At 60.9% G+C, this 15,027-nt stretch carries 14 protein-coding genes; 5 read left to right on the forward strand and 9 right to left on the reverse strand.

From position 1 onward, the window contains the following. Positions 1–140 precede the first annotated feature (140 nt). Both EOI86_RS06245 and EOI86_RS06250 read right to left on the reverse strand, forming a co-directional pair. Complete coding sequence (locus EOI86_RS06245) at positions 141–782, reverse strand: glutathione S-transferase N-terminal domain-containing protein (protein ID WP_127764234.1); 642 nt, start codon at positions 780–782, stop codon at positions 141–143. Positions 783–839: 57 nt separating this feature from the next. Beyond that, the gene (locus EOI86_RS06250; RefSeq protein ID WP_127764235.1) at positions 840–1,994 is read right to left on the reverse strand and encodes a trans-sulfuration enzyme family protein; all 1,155 of its coding nucleotides are present in this window, start codon (positions 1,992–1,994) and stop codon (positions 840–842) included. 206 nt (positions 1,995–2,200) lie between these two features. Here EOI86_RS06250 and EOI86_RS06255 point away from each other — a divergent pair, with 206 nt between their 5' ends. The 3 genes from EOI86_RS06255 to EOI86_RS06265 are packed head-to-tail and all read left to right on the forward strand — an operon-like array spanning position 2,201 to position 4,226. Beyond that, positions 2,201–2,491, forward strand: coding sequence for a DUF1330 domain-containing protein (locus EOI86_RS06255; protein WP_127764236.1), 291 nt, complete (start codon positions 2,201–2,203; stop codon positions 2,489–2,491). Beyond that, positions 2,488–3,216 (forward strand): SDR family NAD(P)-dependent oxidoreductase, encoded by a 729-nt coding sequence (locus EOI86_RS06260; protein ID WP_127764237.1) that lies wholly within the window; start codon positions 2,488–2,490, stop codon positions 3,214–3,216. The genes EOI86_RS06255 and EOI86_RS06260 overlap by 4 nt, the downstream gene beginning before the upstream one ends. Before the next feature lie 11 nt (positions 3,217–3,227). After that, positions 3,228–4,226 (forward strand): agmatine deiminase family protein, encoded by a 999-nt coding sequence (locus tag EOI86_RS06265; RefSeq protein WP_127764238.1) that lies wholly within the window; start codon positions 3,228–3,230, stop codon positions 4,224–4,226. 66 nt (positions 4,227–4,292) lie between these two features. Here EOI86_RS06265 and EOI86_RS06270 read toward each other — a convergent pair whose 3' ends face one another. The 3 genes from EOI86_RS06270 to EOI86_RS06280 all read right to left on the reverse strand — a co-directional run bounded on the left by EOI86_RS06270 (position 4,293) and on the right by EOI86_RS06280 (position 6,449). Continuing rightward, positions 4,293–4,784: a PAS domain-containing protein gene (locus EOI86_RS06270; protein ID WP_127764239.1), complete on the reverse strand. Its 492-nt coding sequence runs from the start codon at positions 4,782–4,784 to the stop codon at positions 4,293–4,295. Between the two features lie 64 nt (positions 4,785–4,848). Then, on the reverse strand, positions 4,849–5,490 hold the full coding sequence (locus EOI86_RS06275) for a TetR/AcrR family transcriptional regulator (RefSeq protein WP_127764240.1): 642 nt from the start codon (positions 5,488–5,490) through the stop codon (positions 4,849–4,851). A gap of 83 nt (positions 5,491–5,573) precedes the next feature. Continuing rightward, positions 5,574–6,449 (reverse strand): crotonase/enoyl-CoA hydratase family protein, encoded by an 876-nt coding sequence (locus EOI86_RS06280; RefSeq protein WP_275668580.1) that lies wholly within the window; start codon positions 6,447–6,449, stop codon positions 5,574–5,576. Between the two features lie 323 nt (positions 6,450–6,772). Here EOI86_RS06280 and EOI86_RS06285 point away from each other — a divergent pair, with 323 nt between their 5' ends. Further along, positions 6,773–7,978, forward strand: coding sequence for a DUF3095 domain-containing protein (locus EOI86_RS06285; protein WP_127764242.1), 1,206 nt, complete (start codon positions 6,773–6,775; stop codon positions 7,976–7,978). A 37-nt stretch (positions 7,979–8,015) separates the two neighbouring features. On the opposite strand, the gene EOI86_RS06290 is transcribed toward EOI86_RS06285, so the two are convergent. From EOI86_RS06290 to EOI86_RS06300, 3 genes are all read right to left on the reverse strand, one after another. After that, positions 8,016–9,404: a methyl-accepting chemotaxis protein gene (locus EOI86_RS06290; protein WP_127764243.1), complete on the reverse strand. Its 1,389-nt coding sequence runs from the start codon at positions 9,402–9,404 to the stop codon at positions 8,016–8,018. A gap of 226 nt (positions 9,405–9,630) precedes the next feature. Continuing rightward, positions 9,631–11,067 carry a C69 family dipeptidase gene (locus tag EOI86_RS06295; RefSeq protein ID WP_127764244.1) on the reverse strand — a complete coding sequence of 479 codons (1,437 nt, stop codon included), beginning with the start codon at positions 11,065–11,067 and terminating at the stop codon, positions 9,631–9,633. Between the two features lie 125 nt (positions 11,068–11,192). After that, a complete protein-coding gene (locus tag EOI86_RS06300) occupies positions 11,193–12,809 on the reverse strand; it encodes an ABC transporter substrate-binding protein (protein ID WP_127764245.1) in 1,617 nt (538 codons plus the stop codon). Between the two features lie 259 nt (positions 12,810–13,068). Here EOI86_RS06300 and EOI86_RS06305 point away from each other — a divergent pair, with 259 nt between their 5' ends. Next, entirely contained in the window at positions 13,069–13,884 is an 816-nt protein-coding gene (locus tag EOI86_RS06305) for a helix-turn-helix domain-containing protein (RefSeq protein ID WP_127764246.1), read from the forward strand. A 73-nt stretch (positions 13,885–13,957) separates the two neighbouring features. Here EOI86_RS06305 and EOI86_RS06310 read toward each other — a convergent pair whose 3' ends face one another. Next, complete coding sequence (locus EOI86_RS06310; protein ID WP_127764247.1) at positions 13,958–15,013, reverse strand: serine hydrolase domain-containing protein; 1,056 nt, start codon at positions 15,011–15,013, stop codon at positions 13,958–13,960. Positions 15,014–15,027 lie beyond the last annotated feature (14 nt).

The following is a 15,027-nucleotide window of genomic DNA, read 5'->3' on the forward strand; positions in this document are numbered from 1 at the left end:
CCCCCAATCGCCTGCTGCCGACTTGCACAAGGGCTTACAGGGACTCGGGTTTCCATGCCAGTGGTTGCCACGCAAAAGCGAAGGGCGGCCTTATGGCCGCCCTAATCTTAACGCCTTTGTGGCGATTGCCTGCCGCAATATTACGCGGGCATTGGAATATCGCTGACATATTTCGGTTGATCGTAACCGCGTTTGGTCGCGGGACGGTTCGCGATTTCAACATACCAACGTTTGACGTTGGGGAATTCGTTCAAGTCAATCTGCTGCCATTCGAACCGCGAAACCCAGGGCCAGGTCGCCATGTCGGCGATGGAATATTCCTTGCCGGCCATGAAGGCGCCGGTCTCGGAAAGGCGCTTGTCCAGCACGCCGTAAATCCGCTTGGCTTCCTTGCCGAACCGTTCTTCCGCATAGGCCGCTTTGCCCGGGTTGAAATGCAGGAAGTGATGCGCTTGGCCCAGCATCGGCCCCAAACCGCCCATCTGCCACATCAACCATTCGACGCAGCGGAAGTATCCTTCCTCATCCTGGGGAATGAACTTGCCGGTCTTCTTGGCCAAATACATCAGGATGGCGCCCGATTCCATCAGTGTCATGCCGTTGTCGTTGTCGACGATGGCCGGGATCTTGTTGTTCGGGCTGATCTTAAGGAAGTCCGGCGCGAACTGTTCGTCCTGACCGATATTGATGGAATGGCTGGTATATTCCAGGCCCATCTCCTCAAGCGCGATGGAGACCTTGCGGCCGTTCGGCGTGGTCCAGGTATAAAGATCGATAGACATGCACTATTCCCCCTCGTTAAGCGTTTTCATGTGTCTGTCTTGGGTATTCCAGATAGTTCAGGAACCGGCTGCGTCCAGCGCCTGTTTCAAATCCAGGATCAGATCGTCGGCATTTTCGATTCCGACACTCAGGCGCAAAAGGTCGTCGGCAACCGGGCTGTCCGGCGGTTCGACCGATCGGCGGTGCTCGATCAGCGTCTCCACCCCGCCCAGCGACGTGGCTCGCTTGATAACCTGCACCCGTTTTGCAACGGCAAGCGCGCCGGGCGCGCCACCGGCGACGTGAAAGCTCAACAGGCCGCCGAAACCGTCCCGCATCTGACGCGCCGCCAGGTCATGGCGGGGATGGCTCGTCAGGCCGGGATAATTGACCCGCGTCACCTTGGGATGGGCTTCCAGGAATTCGGCGATCTTCATCGCGTTGGCCGATTGCCGCTCGACACGAACGAACAGCGTGCGCATGCCCCGGACCAGCAGGAACAGGTCGAAGCCGCCCGGTTGCGGGCCGGTCAGATAGCGGTGTTTGCGGATACGCTCCCAGAAATCGGTTTTGTCGCGCACAGCCAAGGCACCGGCCAATACGTCGGAATGACCGTTCAGGTATTTCGTCGCGGAATGCACAACGATATCCGCGCCGAACTCGATGGGTTTGCAATGCACCGGTGTTGCCGTCGTCGAGTCGATGCACAATACGCCGCCCGCTTTGTGGGTGGCGTCGGCCACGGCGGCGATATCCGTCACGTGCAGGTCTGGGTTCGACGGGTTTTCGATCCAGACCAAGGCGGTTGGCGCCTCAGCGATGGCGGCCAGCAAGGCCGCTTCGTCGCCGGAAGGGACGAAAACCGGTTTCAGGCCATGGGCGTTACCGAATTCGGCCAGCCAAGTCGGCACCCCGAAGTAAATGCCGCTTTGGACCACGACCCGGTCGCCGGGTTGAAGCGCATGAAACGGCGCCATGCAGGCGGCCAGACCGGAAGAGAAGACCATGGCGTCTTCAGCGCCTTCCAGGGCGGCGATCATCGATTCCGCCTGGTCGAGCGCGGGGGACGCGTCGCGGATATAAGTCCGCCCGTCCGGCAGTTCGTAATTTTCGTCTCGTGCGAATGTGGTGGAGACATGGACGGGCCGAATGACCGCGCCGGTCTCGTCGTCTTCCCAACCCAGGCCCTGGGCGGCCAGGGTTTCCGGGGCTAGCGGCGCATTCTTTTTCATCTTCGGCGTCCCTTCGAAAGTGGCAGGGATCGTAGCCGCTTCGGCCCGCCGGTCAATCGCGCGGTCCTGTCCGCGGGGGAAGTTCAGTCTTTCGCGCGGTTTCCGGAATTGGCCGGTTTTGAAAGGGGCGGTTTGCCCTTAATCTTTCCTGCACCGGCCCGGAATGGCCCGCAATGAATGGAAAACAAACGGATAAGGGGGGCGTTATGGCGGCTCTATTGATTGTCGATGTCAAAGAAATCCGCGATCCCGAGAAATACGAGATCTATAAGACCATGACGCCGGACGCGATCGCCGCTTTTGGCGGGCGCTTCCTGGTGCGCGGCAATCCCTGCGAACAGCTGGAAGGCGATTACCTGCCCAGCCGCCATGTCATCGTCGAGTTCGAGAGCATGGACAGGCTGAAGGAATTCTATCATTCCGACACTTATGCCCCGGCGCTGGCGATCCGCTTGGCGATCGCCACCAGCAACGCCTATGCGGTCGAAACCCTATGACGATGCCTGTCTACGATTATGCCGGCAAGAAAGCGGTCGTGACCGGCGGGTCGAGCGGGATCGGAAAGGCGATTGCCGAACGGCTCAGGGATGCGGGGGCGGCGGTCCAGGTTTGGGACCTGTCGGAACCGACCTTCGACGGTGTCACCTTCGCGGCGGTCGATGTTAGCAAGCCTGACATGGTGACGGCGGCGGCAAAGGGGCTCGACGGTGTGGACCTGTTGGTCAACAGCGCCGGGTTCACCGGACCTTCGGAACCGCTGGTGGATCTCGACCCCGCGATGTGGCGCAGGGTCGTGGATGTGAACTTGATCGGTGTTTATGAAGTATGCCGCAATCTGGTGCCCATCATGCAGCGGCAAGGGAACGGCAAGGGGACGGGACGGATCGTCAATATCGCTTCCCTTGCGGGTAAGGAAGGCACGCCCAACGCGTCCGCTTATAGCGCGGCGAAGGCCGGCGTCATCGGGCTGACCAAGTCGCTCGGCAAGGAGCTCGCCCAAACCGACATCCGGGTGAACAGTTTGGCGCCGGCCGCGGTGGACTCGCCGATTCTGGCGCAGATGTCGCCGGATCATGTCCAGATCATGATCGACAAAAGCCCGATGAAACGCCTCGGCACGGTGGACGAGGTGGCTGAAATGGTGCTCTGGATGCTGTCCGATGCCTGCACGTTTTCAACCGGCGCGGCCTTCGACCTCTCCGGCGGGCGCGCAACCTACTGAGGATTGGCCTGATGCGATTGATGCCGGCGGAATGGGAACGCCACGACTGCTGTTGGATGGCTTGGCCAGACCACCCGATGTGGGAGGGCATCCTGCCGCAGGTGGAGGCTGAATACGCCGCCGTTGCGCAGGCCATAAGACAATTCGAACCCGTTCGCGTGATTGCCAATCCGCACTCCGCGTCCCGGGCGCGGAACCTGTTGGGCGCAGATATCGATGTGTTGGAATTGCCGCTGGACGATGCCTGGTTCCGCGATGCGGGGCCGTCCTTCGTGCGCCGGGACGATGGCGGAATTGAGGGTGTCTGCTGGCGGTTCAACGGCTGGGGCGGGGCGAATGCGGAATTCGAGAAGGACGCCGCGCTTGGCCGGGCCACGCTCGACCGGGTCGGCCTGCCGGCGGTGACCTCCGCCTTGGCGATGGAAGGCGGGGCGCTGGCGGTGGACGGGGCTGGGACGCTGCTGACCACCGAAACGGTCGTTTTCAACCAGAACCGCAATCCCGGTCTGACCCGCCAGCATGCGGAAGCGGAATTCGCCCGCACACTGGGCATTCGCAAAGTGATCTGGCTGCCCGGCAATACAGCGGAGTTCGGGACCGACGGTCATATCGACGGCATCGCCTGTTTTGTCCGGCCCGGCGTGGTTCTGTTCGAGGACCCCGCGATCGCGTCCGGCCCCGGCTTCGACACGGCGGAAGGCAACCGCCGCGCACTGGAAGGCCAAACCGATGCGGAGGGCCGGCCGATTGAGTTGATCTTTATCCGCGAGGCGCCACCCTTGGCCCGCGAAGGACAGGGGGATTGGGGCTATTGCCGCTCCTACATCAATTTCTACATCGCCAATGGCGGCGTGGTGATGCCGAAATTCGGCATTCCCGAGGACGACGCGGCGCGGGACGCGGTCGCCGCCGCCTTTCCGGACAGGACGGTGGTGCAGGTCGATGTCTCGACCGTTTCGCAGGGTGGCGGCGGCATTCACTGCATCACGCAGCAGCAGCCAGCGGTGTGACGTTGGTTTGCGGTGGTACGATATCCAGCTGCGTGGCGTTGAAAAGACGGGTAGGAAGAAGGCCGGTCAGATGACCACGAGGCCGTCGATCTCGTCGCGATGGCTGACCGGGGCATAGTGCAGGATATTAATGAATTTGTTGGGCCGGATCCCGTCCTCCGCGACCGGCAGGACCAGCTTTGACATGGTTTTCGCCACCCCGGACTTGGTCGGAACATCGCGCTGAAGATAGACCGGCCCGCCTATTTCCAAGGCTTCGAAATAGGGCGGATAAACGAGTGGGTGCTTGTCCGGTGGAAAAACCTCGTCCAGATAACGCCCCGTATTGTCGGCCTGTTCGATCTTCGTGACCTGTGTGCCGGCGAGGCGGATCTTGAAGCGGATGGGATCGCCGTATTCGATTTCGTAGATACTGACCCAGCCGATCCAGTCCATGAAATCGGTCATGTCGAAATCAGCGCGCGCCGGCAGCAGGCCCGGCCCGGGTCGTCGGGCCTCCCAAAGATCCACAATATTGGCGAAAATCTTGCGGACGTTATCTTGATCGGTCGCGCTCATCCCCGGAATTGGTAAGCACTGAACCGCCGGTTCGCAATATTTTATAAATTACTGGTTTCTTTTATTATGGCGTGGCTTGGAGACCTGCGAAGGCTTGGTCCAGAAAGGCATACATCAGGTCCTGGCTTGACTGCCCGACCAGCCTGATGCGTCCCGTTCGTTCCAAGACAAGGGTCCCGACAGCTTGGGCAATGCCACCGCCCGCCGTCTTCGCGGGGTCCGGCAGGCCGGCTTTGGCGCAGGCGTCCGTCAACAAGGTGAAAAGGTCCGCCAATTGGGCGTTCAGCGCGCGATCCAATTCCTTGGTCAAACCGTTCGGCCCCAGGCCTTGAAACAGATACAGGCCCAGCGCCAGTTCGTCGGGCCGGTCCTGGTAATAGTCATAGAAAGCGGTCAAACCGGCCCGCGCCCGCGCCGGCGGTGTTTCTGCCGCAGCGATGCAGGTCCGAATATAGTCCTGCAGCAGGTCCAGAGATTCGGTCAGCACCGCGCCGTAGATTTCTTCCTTGCCCTGGAAATACGGATAGATCGCGCCGGTCGTGCAGTTTGCTTCGGTGGCGATGGTCCGCATGGAGGCTTTTTCCAAGCCGTTCCGCATGAAGACGCTCTTGGCGGCTTCGATGATGGCCGCGCGTCTTTCCTCTCGCAAAGCCCCGGCCCGTTCCTGTGTCAGGTCCTGTACCTTGGGGGCTCTTTGTTTGGCCATCTGGCGCCTCTACTGTCCTGGCAGATTACAATTGACCGTTTTCGCTTGGCTGCCTGCCGAAAAGGCCGGAATTGATCATGCCGCTATTTTGGGGCGTTGATCGGCCGGTTGGCGGTCCAATCAAAGGTTCCCTGGTCGCGTTCCCTTACCGCGTGTTTCCACGTCATCTCTTCGGCCCGGTTTTTGAAATTCAGGCCCTCCGGCGAATGCCGCGTAATTCCGTCCAAGATAGTAGCAAGGCGCTGGGTGTTGGCCAGTCCCATTGCTTCGATTGCCTGGTTGATCACCATCTTTTGCATCATCAACTGGTTCACGGGAACCGAACACATCCGCTCGGCGAGGTCTTCGACTTCCTTGTCCAATGCATCGACCGGCACCGATTTATGTACCAGGCCGATCCGGGCGGCTTCCTTGCCGTCGATCTTATCGCCGGTGAACAGCATCCGTTTGGCCATTTCCGGGCCGATCCGATAAACCCACATCGCCGTCGTCGGGCAGCCCCAGACGCGGACCGGCATATAACCGATTTCCGCATCGTCTGCCATGACGATCAGGTCGGAGCAAAGCGCGATGTCCGATCCCCCGGCAAGCGCATGACCGTGGATCTTGCAGACCACGGGCCGGTAGCTACGCCAAAGCGACATGAACAATTCCGTGTTCCGCATCATAAAGGCATAGTCCTTCATCGGGTCCCATGGCATGTCCTGTGTGACGTCGTTGCCGCCCGGTTCCTGGGCATAGGCGGTCAGGTCGTAGCCGGCGGAAAAGGCGCGCCCGGCACCGGCAAGCACGATGACGTGAACGCCCTGGTCCGCGTTTGCCCGCTCGACGCAATCGGCCAGGTCCTGCGGCATATCGCTGTTGATGGCATTCAATACATCCGGTCGGTTCAAGGTTATGCGGGCTATGCGCCCGTCCTTTTCATACGAAACCGTGGACATCGAATTTCCTTTCTGCACCCGGCAGGGGAAGGCCGGATGTTTGATATCTTGCGCGCGTGTTCGGACCGGACGCAAGGTGGCCGAACGATACTGGAAAATAACACCGTTATGATGGAGTTCAACCGGTTTCTTAAACCGCCCGATAGGGAGGCCGACCAGTTTAAAGAGGACTCGACTTGCCGCCGGCCTGGTGCATGATCCATCGCTGATTCACGCGCGTACCAAACTGATGCATGCGGACCGATACCGAACCCAGGCATGTTTCCCATCGCGCAACCGCATTCGGCGACGAACGACGGACGGTTTTTTGAAGGCGGTTCCTGACGAGGGACGTCGGATGGATGAAGGATCCTGTGACGGACAATTCAGCGACATTCTATGCGACGCTCGACAGCTTCGATGATTTCGCCGGGGTTCACGACCTGGGCCTTTATCGGCCCGCGCCGGACGACTGGGCCGTCATATTGGCCGACATACGGGGGTCGACCAAGGCAATCGCGGAAGGCCGATACAAGGATGTGAACATGATCGGCGCGGCCTGTATCACCGCCGTGCTCAATGTTCTTGGCGATGTCGAAATCCCTTATGTTTTCGGCGGTGACGGCGCGACGATGCTGGTGCCGCAGACCAGTCTGCCGGCGGTGCGTGCCGCCTTGCTGAAAACCAGGAACCTGGCGCAAGTCAGTTTCGATCTGGACCTGCGTGTCGGCGCGGTGTCCTTGCCGGCAATCCGGGCGCAGGGCGCGAATGTGTTGGTCGCCAAATTCCGCCTCAGCCCCGGAAATTATCTGGCCATGTTCAATGGCGGCGGGGTTTCGTTGGCCGACCGGTTGATCAAGGCCGACACTGGCGATCAGGGCTACCTGTTCACCGAAAGCGGCGAGGGGGACGAGCCGGACTTGGAAGGTCTTTCCTGCCGGTGGGAACCGTTGAAGTCCCGACATGGGGTCATGCTGTCCATCCTGGTTCAGCCGCTGGCCAAAGATCGCGAGGCGGCGGCCGCGGTTATCGGCAAGGTGCTTCGCCAGATCAATCTGGCGTTAGGACACGCCATTGAGCAAAACAGGCCCGTTTCGGCCGAGAACATGACCTTCAAATGGCCGCCGCGCGGGTTGGTGTCGGAGGCGCGGGCGACCCACGGACAGGGCCGTGGGTTCAAACGGCGGCTGGCCAAGATCCTGGTGCAGAGTTTCATCCAATATCTGCTGGAGAAGTTCGACAAGGAAGCCGGCGGGTATGACGCGCCGGCCTATCGGGCGGAACTGCGCCAGAATTCGGATTACCGCCGCTTCGATGACACCTTGCGCCTGGTGCTGGATTGTCCGGCCGGGGATGCGGACAAGATCGAGGCCGTTTTGCAGCGGGTGCGGGCGGACGGTGAAATTGCCTTCGGTACCTATCGAACCGACGCCGCCCTGATGACCTGCCTGCTGTTCAGTCTGGAAGACAGCGAACATGTCCATTTCATCGACGGATCGGACGGCGGCTTCGCCATGGCGGCGGTCGGCCTCAAAGAACAGTTGCGCGAAACCGCCGAGGCAGGCTGACGCGCGCCTGAAAACCGCCGGTTGGATCGTATGCCGGTCAAAAGGTTACGGACTTGCTTTCCGGCGCCTTCGGTCCGGCGGCGTCCAATTCGTCCAACAGGCTCAGAACGTCTTCCGAAGCTTTCTCCACCTTGCCGATGGCCGTCATTGCGCCATCAAGATTGCCGGCATTGAAAAGCCGTGCTGCTTCGATGCCGTTTTGATGAACGGCGGCGTGGGGTTCTTCCAGCCGTGCGAAGGCCGCGTGTTCACGATAGGGAAGCGAGCCGGGCCCGTAATACCACTTGCCCAGCCGGCAGGACTTGTGGTCCGCCAGTTCCGATTCCGAGAGAGCGGCGCGGCCGACGGACATGTCGACAAGGCGTTTTTTCCAAAGCACGTGATCGGCCTTGGCCAGTTTGACGACCTTGTTGACGGCATCGAACTTGGCGAAATTGCCCAATTGTTGAGCGACGCTGCGCTGTGCTTCATCCAGTGCGTCGGCAAGGGCGGCGACCTGGGTCACGTTGTCCCCCGTCTGCTCGGCGATACCGGTGACGCCCTGCGCCACTTCCGCAGAAGCTTGCGTCTGCTGTTCCAGAATTTCCGCAATCTCCTCCATCCGGGAGGTAACAGTTGAAACCTTCACGCCGACGGTGTTCATGTCGTCGCCGAGCGTATCGATTATCGTCTTGCTGCGTTCGACCGTATCGGTGCCGGCGGTCATTGACGACACGATGCCATTGATCTGGCTTTGCAGGCCTTCGATATGGGTCCGGATCTCTTCGGTCGCACTGGCGGTCTGCTGCGACAGGCTCTTCACTTCGCCCGCAACCACCGCAAACCCCTTGCCGGCCGCGCCGGCCCGCGCCGCCTCGATTGTGGCATTCAGGGCGAGCAAATTGGTCTGTTTCGCAATCGCTCCGATCGTGGCGACGATGGAACCGATCGCTTCTGACGCTTGGCTAAGGGATTGCGCCTGGGCTGATGTTTCAGCGACGGTTTCCGCCAACTCGCCCATTGCGCGGACCGCGTTTCCGGCCTCTGTGTTGCTATGCTCGACAGAGGCTTGCATTTCTTCAGCGGCGGCCGCCGCGTGCCGGCTGGTCTCACTTATCTGATTGACTGATGCGACCATCTCTTCCGTCGCCGCGGCAATCGACTGCGCCTTTGAATCGACGGTCCGCGCCGCCTTCAGGATATGCGCCGTGGCGACCGAGGCTTCGTTAGCGACCATCGCGATCTTAACGCTGTGGTCCAGGTTCGATGACAGATCCGCGCGCAGCAATTCCGCCAACTCCGCCGCCTTGCGGCCGATCTCCGTGTCGCCACCGTAGACCTGCGTCAGGTCGCGCTCCGTCAGCGCGGTCAACAACGACAGCGCGGCGTCTGTCTGTTCGGATCCTTCGGCTGTCTTGCTCTGGCCGTTGAGAGCATCGCGAGGCATGTTCCACCCGTATATTTGTCGATTATTCAAGGATTGGCACAATTATGAATGTACCGAAACATACACCGAGTACAAGAAGGCTTTCGACATTCTTGCGACAGCGCATTCGGGTTTAGAAAACCTTTGATATCCTTGGATAAATGCCGAGTTTACATGCTATCTGCGCTGATGGAAAATACCAATTACTTTACGAATCCTGCCATTGGGTTGGCGGGCCGGAGCCGGGTCACCAAATCTGCTCGAACGCTCGGAACGCGGTCGATGTCCGCGCGGGCCGTTCGGTGTATCGCAGGCGCGCTTCGATCCCGGCTGAGAGGGCTTCGACCAGGGCCAATCCTTCCATCAACTCCGTGCAGCTGAAATAGGTAAGCAGTGTCTCGGCCAGGTCTTCCTTCCCCTGGCCGATCAGGATTTCTGCCATGGCGAGCGCCTGTGCGACCGCATCGGCCAATTTCGCTTCCCTGGCCTCGAACACGGGCAGAACTTCCCCGGCGAAGCGGTCGGGTGCCTGAACCATCAGATAGAGCAGCCGCTTGCAGGCCGCCACGGCCGAACGGGAACATTCAACGGTTTGTGAAACGGTGGAGAGTTGGCTGGGGCCGTCATCGTCCGTCTTGCGATTGTCCATGAAGGTCCGGTCTTCGCCGGTCGTCAGGTAACGATGCTTGCGGAATTCGTCGGGGACTTTGCTCTGCCCTATGAAGACCGGTGCGAAGGGCGCGGCCACCGGCCCGATCGGGGCGTGCCACAACATGCGCAGCATGGCGTTGCCGGGCGTATTCAAGGGCACGACCTGGCCGTAACCGGCCGTGTCGCCGGTCAATCGGGGGGACCGCACGGCGAAGACCATATCTTCGAACCCGATCTTTTCGGGGCGGGCGGCCCTGTCGGCCATTTCCGCTTCTATCCATTGCACGCCGTCCCAGGGACCTTTGCCATCGCCATAGATACGGTTCGCATCGAAGGGCGTGCCCGCTTCGTACCAGCCCTGCTGCACGGCGAAATCGACGAAGTTGTCTGAATAGAGGAAATCGGGATGGCCGGGCCGGTCGACCGGAACGATGGTGATATAGCCCGGCCGTGACGCGCGGATGCTCGACGGCCCCAGCCGTTCCGCCGCCCAAAGACCCTTGCCGCCGGAGAATTGGATCATCACCCAAGCCTCGTCCGCATCGGCGATCAGGTGCGAGTTTCCGCCATAGGTCGCCTCCCCATGGGTGCGGATCAAATCGGCAATGATATCGATGCCCTCGCGGGCGGTGCGCGCTCGGGCCAGCGCGATGCGCGCCTGTTCGCTGTAATTCGGGCCGGTCTGCTCCGGCGGGGTCATGGCGGTCAGTTCCGGACGGGACGGGGACCAGACGTCGCGCACGGCGACGCCATATTCGTTCAACCCGCCATTGACCAGCGGGGCCGGCGCGCCTTTGTAATAGCTGTAATTCACACAGATATGACGGCAGGTTTCCCTTGCCTGGGGAATGGTTGACAGGCGACCCGGGATATCCGCGTCGGCCGTGACCCCGACCGTGATTTCCGCTCCCTCTTCATGGGTCGAGCGGGGAACGATATCCAGCCAGTGGCTCGACGGTTCGTCGCCATAGCCCGCCAGCCAGGCATGGCCGTCGCGGCTGTGGTCGCTTCCGATATAGATGGCATAGCTCATGCCGTACTCCCTGAATGCCTGAAATGGACGTGGCGTGGATTCGCATGCCGCCGGCAACGGCGGTCCGGCCCCACAAGGGACCGGACCGGCCGTCTATCGGTGAAGGAACACTGGGAACGGGACCGTTACGCCACCCACCACCGTTCCGCGATGCGCCTGCCGTCCATGGCGCCGTCGGCGGCCAGTTCATCGTGCTGGACCGCATCGCTCCGCGCCAGGACGTCATTCGCGAAGCAGGGAACCACCGCACCGCCGCGATCGCGCAGAATGATCTGCATGTCGCGATAGATTTCCCGGCGGATTTCGGGGTTGGTTTCCGTGCGGCCCGCGGCCATCAGCTTGTTGAATTCCTCGTCGTCCCACTGGGTGTCGTTCCAGGCGGCGCCCGGCGCATAGCCGGTCAGGAACATCTCGCTTTCCGTCGTGTATCCACCCCAATAGCAGGCGCACCAGGGCTTCTTGAGCCAAACATTCGACCAATAGCCGTCATTGGGCTCGCGAACGACCTGAATGTCGATACCGGCAGGCCGGGCGTGTTCCTTGTAGAGCACGGCGGCGTCGACGGCACCGGAGAAGGCAGCGTCGGCAGCGCTGAGCTTGACCGCGATCGAGTCATGGCCCGCCTGTTTGAGGTGCCAGCGCGCTTTGTCAGGGTCGTAGGGCAGGCGGTCGATATCGTCGGCGAAGTAACGGTAGGACGGACCGATCGGGTTGTCGTTGCCGATGGAGCCGTGACCCTGGAGAATCTTGCTCAGCATTTCCTCACGGTTGATGGCGTGTTTCAGCGCCTGCCGAACATGCACATCGTCGAAGGGGGCGGTCTTGGTGAGCATGGGGAAGGTGTAGTGCAGCGACCCGCTGGTTTCTTCCACATTGATGCCCGGCGTTTTGGCCAAGCGGTCGAGGACTTTCAATTCGACGGAGTCGATCGCGTGGACGACGCCCGTCATCAAGGCGTTCACGCGCGCCGACGGATCGGCGATCACCAGCATGGTGATCTGGTCCGCATGGGCGCGGTCCGGATTCCAATAATTCGGGTTGCGCTCCAGTTCCGCGACGACGCCGGGGTCGTATCGCTTCAGCTTATAGCCGCCGGTACCGTTGCCGTCCTGCCAGTTGATATGTCCGTTCCCATCGCTGGGGAAGATCGTGAAACCGGCCGAGGTCGTCGTGACCGGGAAGTCGGCATTGCCGCCGGACAGGTGGAAAATCACCCGGTGCTTTCCGTCGGTCTTGATATCGGTGATCTGGTCGACCAGCGGCTTCACGAAGGAAGCCAGATCTTCCGCGCGGTGATGGTTGAAGGAGTCGATCACATCCTGCGCTTCCATGGTCTTGCCGTTGTGGAACTCGACGCCCTTGCGCAGCTCGAAGGTCCATACGCTGGCATCAGCATTGGCGCTCCATTCGGTTGCCAGGCTCGGGCCGAGCGACCCGTCGGCCAGCGTTTCCGTCAGCGTATTGGCGATCGCGAATTGGACCATCCACTGATAGCCGTTGGGCAAAAGGCCGGGGTTCAGCGTGTCGGTTGTTGCGCCATGGGCGGAGGCCAGCTTCATATGCCCGCCCTTCTTGGGCGTTGCGGCGCGGGCCTTGGCCGAAGGCAACAGGCCGGCAAGGGCGGCGGTGGCACCCAGCACGGCGGAGGAGCCCAGAAGGTCACGCCGGGTAAACTGGCGGCCGAAGCCGGTTTCTGCGCCGGGCGTGGTTCCGAATGCGGGGCTCTTTGTGGAATTCGACATGGACGGTATCTCCCGATTGTTGGAGGGGCCTCGTGAAAGGCTCGGTCCGCTTGCCGTCGCTGCCGGAAGGGCGCGACCGGTGCGGTCCGCGAGGGCCGGTTTTCAACGCCGGCGGATGCGACGATAGGGATGCGCCGGGGCGGGCGACAATTTCTTGAGTTGACGGGGGTTTAAGTTATTTTACGTTATAGGGCGTAAAAACGCGTCATATTTTGACCGGGCCGCCGAAAAAATTTTGGGAGAGGGAGTAGAGAGACTTATGGCATTGGACGGTTTCCCCGCCAATCTACGCCTGCTGTGCAGCGAGCGAAGTTCGGTCTCGCAGATCTGCCGGGAAATCGGCGTGAACCGGCAGCAATTCAACAGCTATCTCAGCGGCCGGTCGCGGCCGTCCAATCACAACCTTCTGAAGATCTGCCGCTATTTCGACGTGACGGCGACGGAGCTGGAACGCCCCTCGGCGGAATTCGCCCGAAACCGGCAGCCCGCGACGGCGCTTGTGGGGACCGGTGGGCCGAACCGAATGATCGGTCTGCTGAAACAGGCGATGGGAACCAAGAACCCCTCGATGCAGCGGCATGTGGGCTTTTATCACAGCTATTTCCAAGCGCCGCATGACCCGAACAGCATCGAGCGCGCCTTTATTTCGCTGTATGAGGAGGGCGGGAATTTCTTCACCAAATCCATCGAGCGGTTGGATAGTCCGGGCCGTCCGAAAACCTTCTCGAAATACGAAGGAATCGCCAGTTTCCTGGGCGACAAGATTTTCGTGGTGGAATTCGAGACCTTGTCCAAGGATACGATCGTGGAAACGATCCTCTACCCGACCTATCGCCGCAGTCTTTCTTATCTTTATGGATTGACCTTCGGCACCACCTCTTTCGGCGACCGTGCGCCGTTCTCGACCCCCATCGTCTGGCGCTATCTTGGTGCCAGCGTCGACGCCAAGGAAGCGCTCGCCCAATGCGGCATGTTCAACGCCGACTCCACCGCGATCAATCCGACGGTTCGCAAGATGCTGCGGGAAAACTTCCAACTCACCGGCAGCGCCACGACCGTCGAACGGGAGTGGTAAGCGCGGGCGATACCGGAAAAACCAAGCCGTCAACGCCGGGACGACATCCCCGGTTCCGTCCCGCACCTCATGCCTAGGATCCTCTCTTGGGCTGACAGATATCGAACAGGCCGGCAGCGATGCGAAAGACATTGTTTGTCGTGTTGTTGGAGAAAACCGCGATCAGCAGATCGTCGTCGAGGCTGTATATGAAATAGCTCCGGAACCCGACGATACTGCCTTCGTGCATGACCAGGTCGCCGCTTCTCATCACGCCGAGGCCGTAGCGGGCCTCGCCGCGCAGATCGCGACCGGGCCAGCGTTTCGCGTCGATCGGCGCGACCGGCTGCAGCATTTGCTCCAGGAAGGGTCTGGAAAGCCGGGGGTGGGTCATGCGTTTATATACGCCCATCCAGCGCAGGAAATCGTCAGCGGTGGTCACCAAGCCGCCATCGGCGGGGGTTACGGGCAGGGACACCACATCGTCCCTGACATGTCGGCTCGATGCGTCCTCCCATCTCAGCCCCAGGGCATCGGTCGGCCGCGGTAGAAATCCTTCGTCGTGAATTTCTGAGTCCGTCATTTCCAGGGGGGTGAGTAGTTCTTCCCGGATATGGGCGGCGTAACGGCGCCCCGTCTGCGCTTCGATGATTTTGCCCAGAAGCGTAAAGCCGATATTCGAATACTCGAACCGGCTGCCCGGTGTGAAGTTCAAGGCGCGCGTCATCGCCTCACCGATCATGCCGTCAATCGTCGTATCGAAGGCCCAGCCGTCGGTCACATCGTAATAGTCGCGTGTGACCGCATAGTCCGGGATGCCGCTGGTATGGCTGAGGAGGTGACGGACCGTGATGTCTGTCCAGATCGGCGCGGTGTACCTGTCCGGCAAAAGGCTGTTGATCGGGTCGTCGAGCGTGATCTTCCCAGCCTCGACCAATTGCAGGATCGCCGCGGCCGTGAACTGTTTCGTCACGGAACCGACATGCAGCCGCTGGTCTGCTTGGTTCGGCTGGCTCTCCGAGGCGGGTCCATAAGCGCGCTTGTGAAGGACACGGTCGCCCGACGTCACCAGAACGGTGCCGGAAAAATGCTCGGCCGCGACCATCTCGCGAAGATAGGCTTCCGAGGTATCATCGATTGTTTCGCCCACTTCGAAGCTCCAGC

This window comes from Hwanghaeella grinnelliae, assembly GCF_004005845.1.
Classification (GTDB): Bacteria; Pseudomonadota; Alphaproteobacteria; order UBA8366; family Aestuariispiraceae; genus Hwanghaeella; species Hwanghaeella grinnelliae.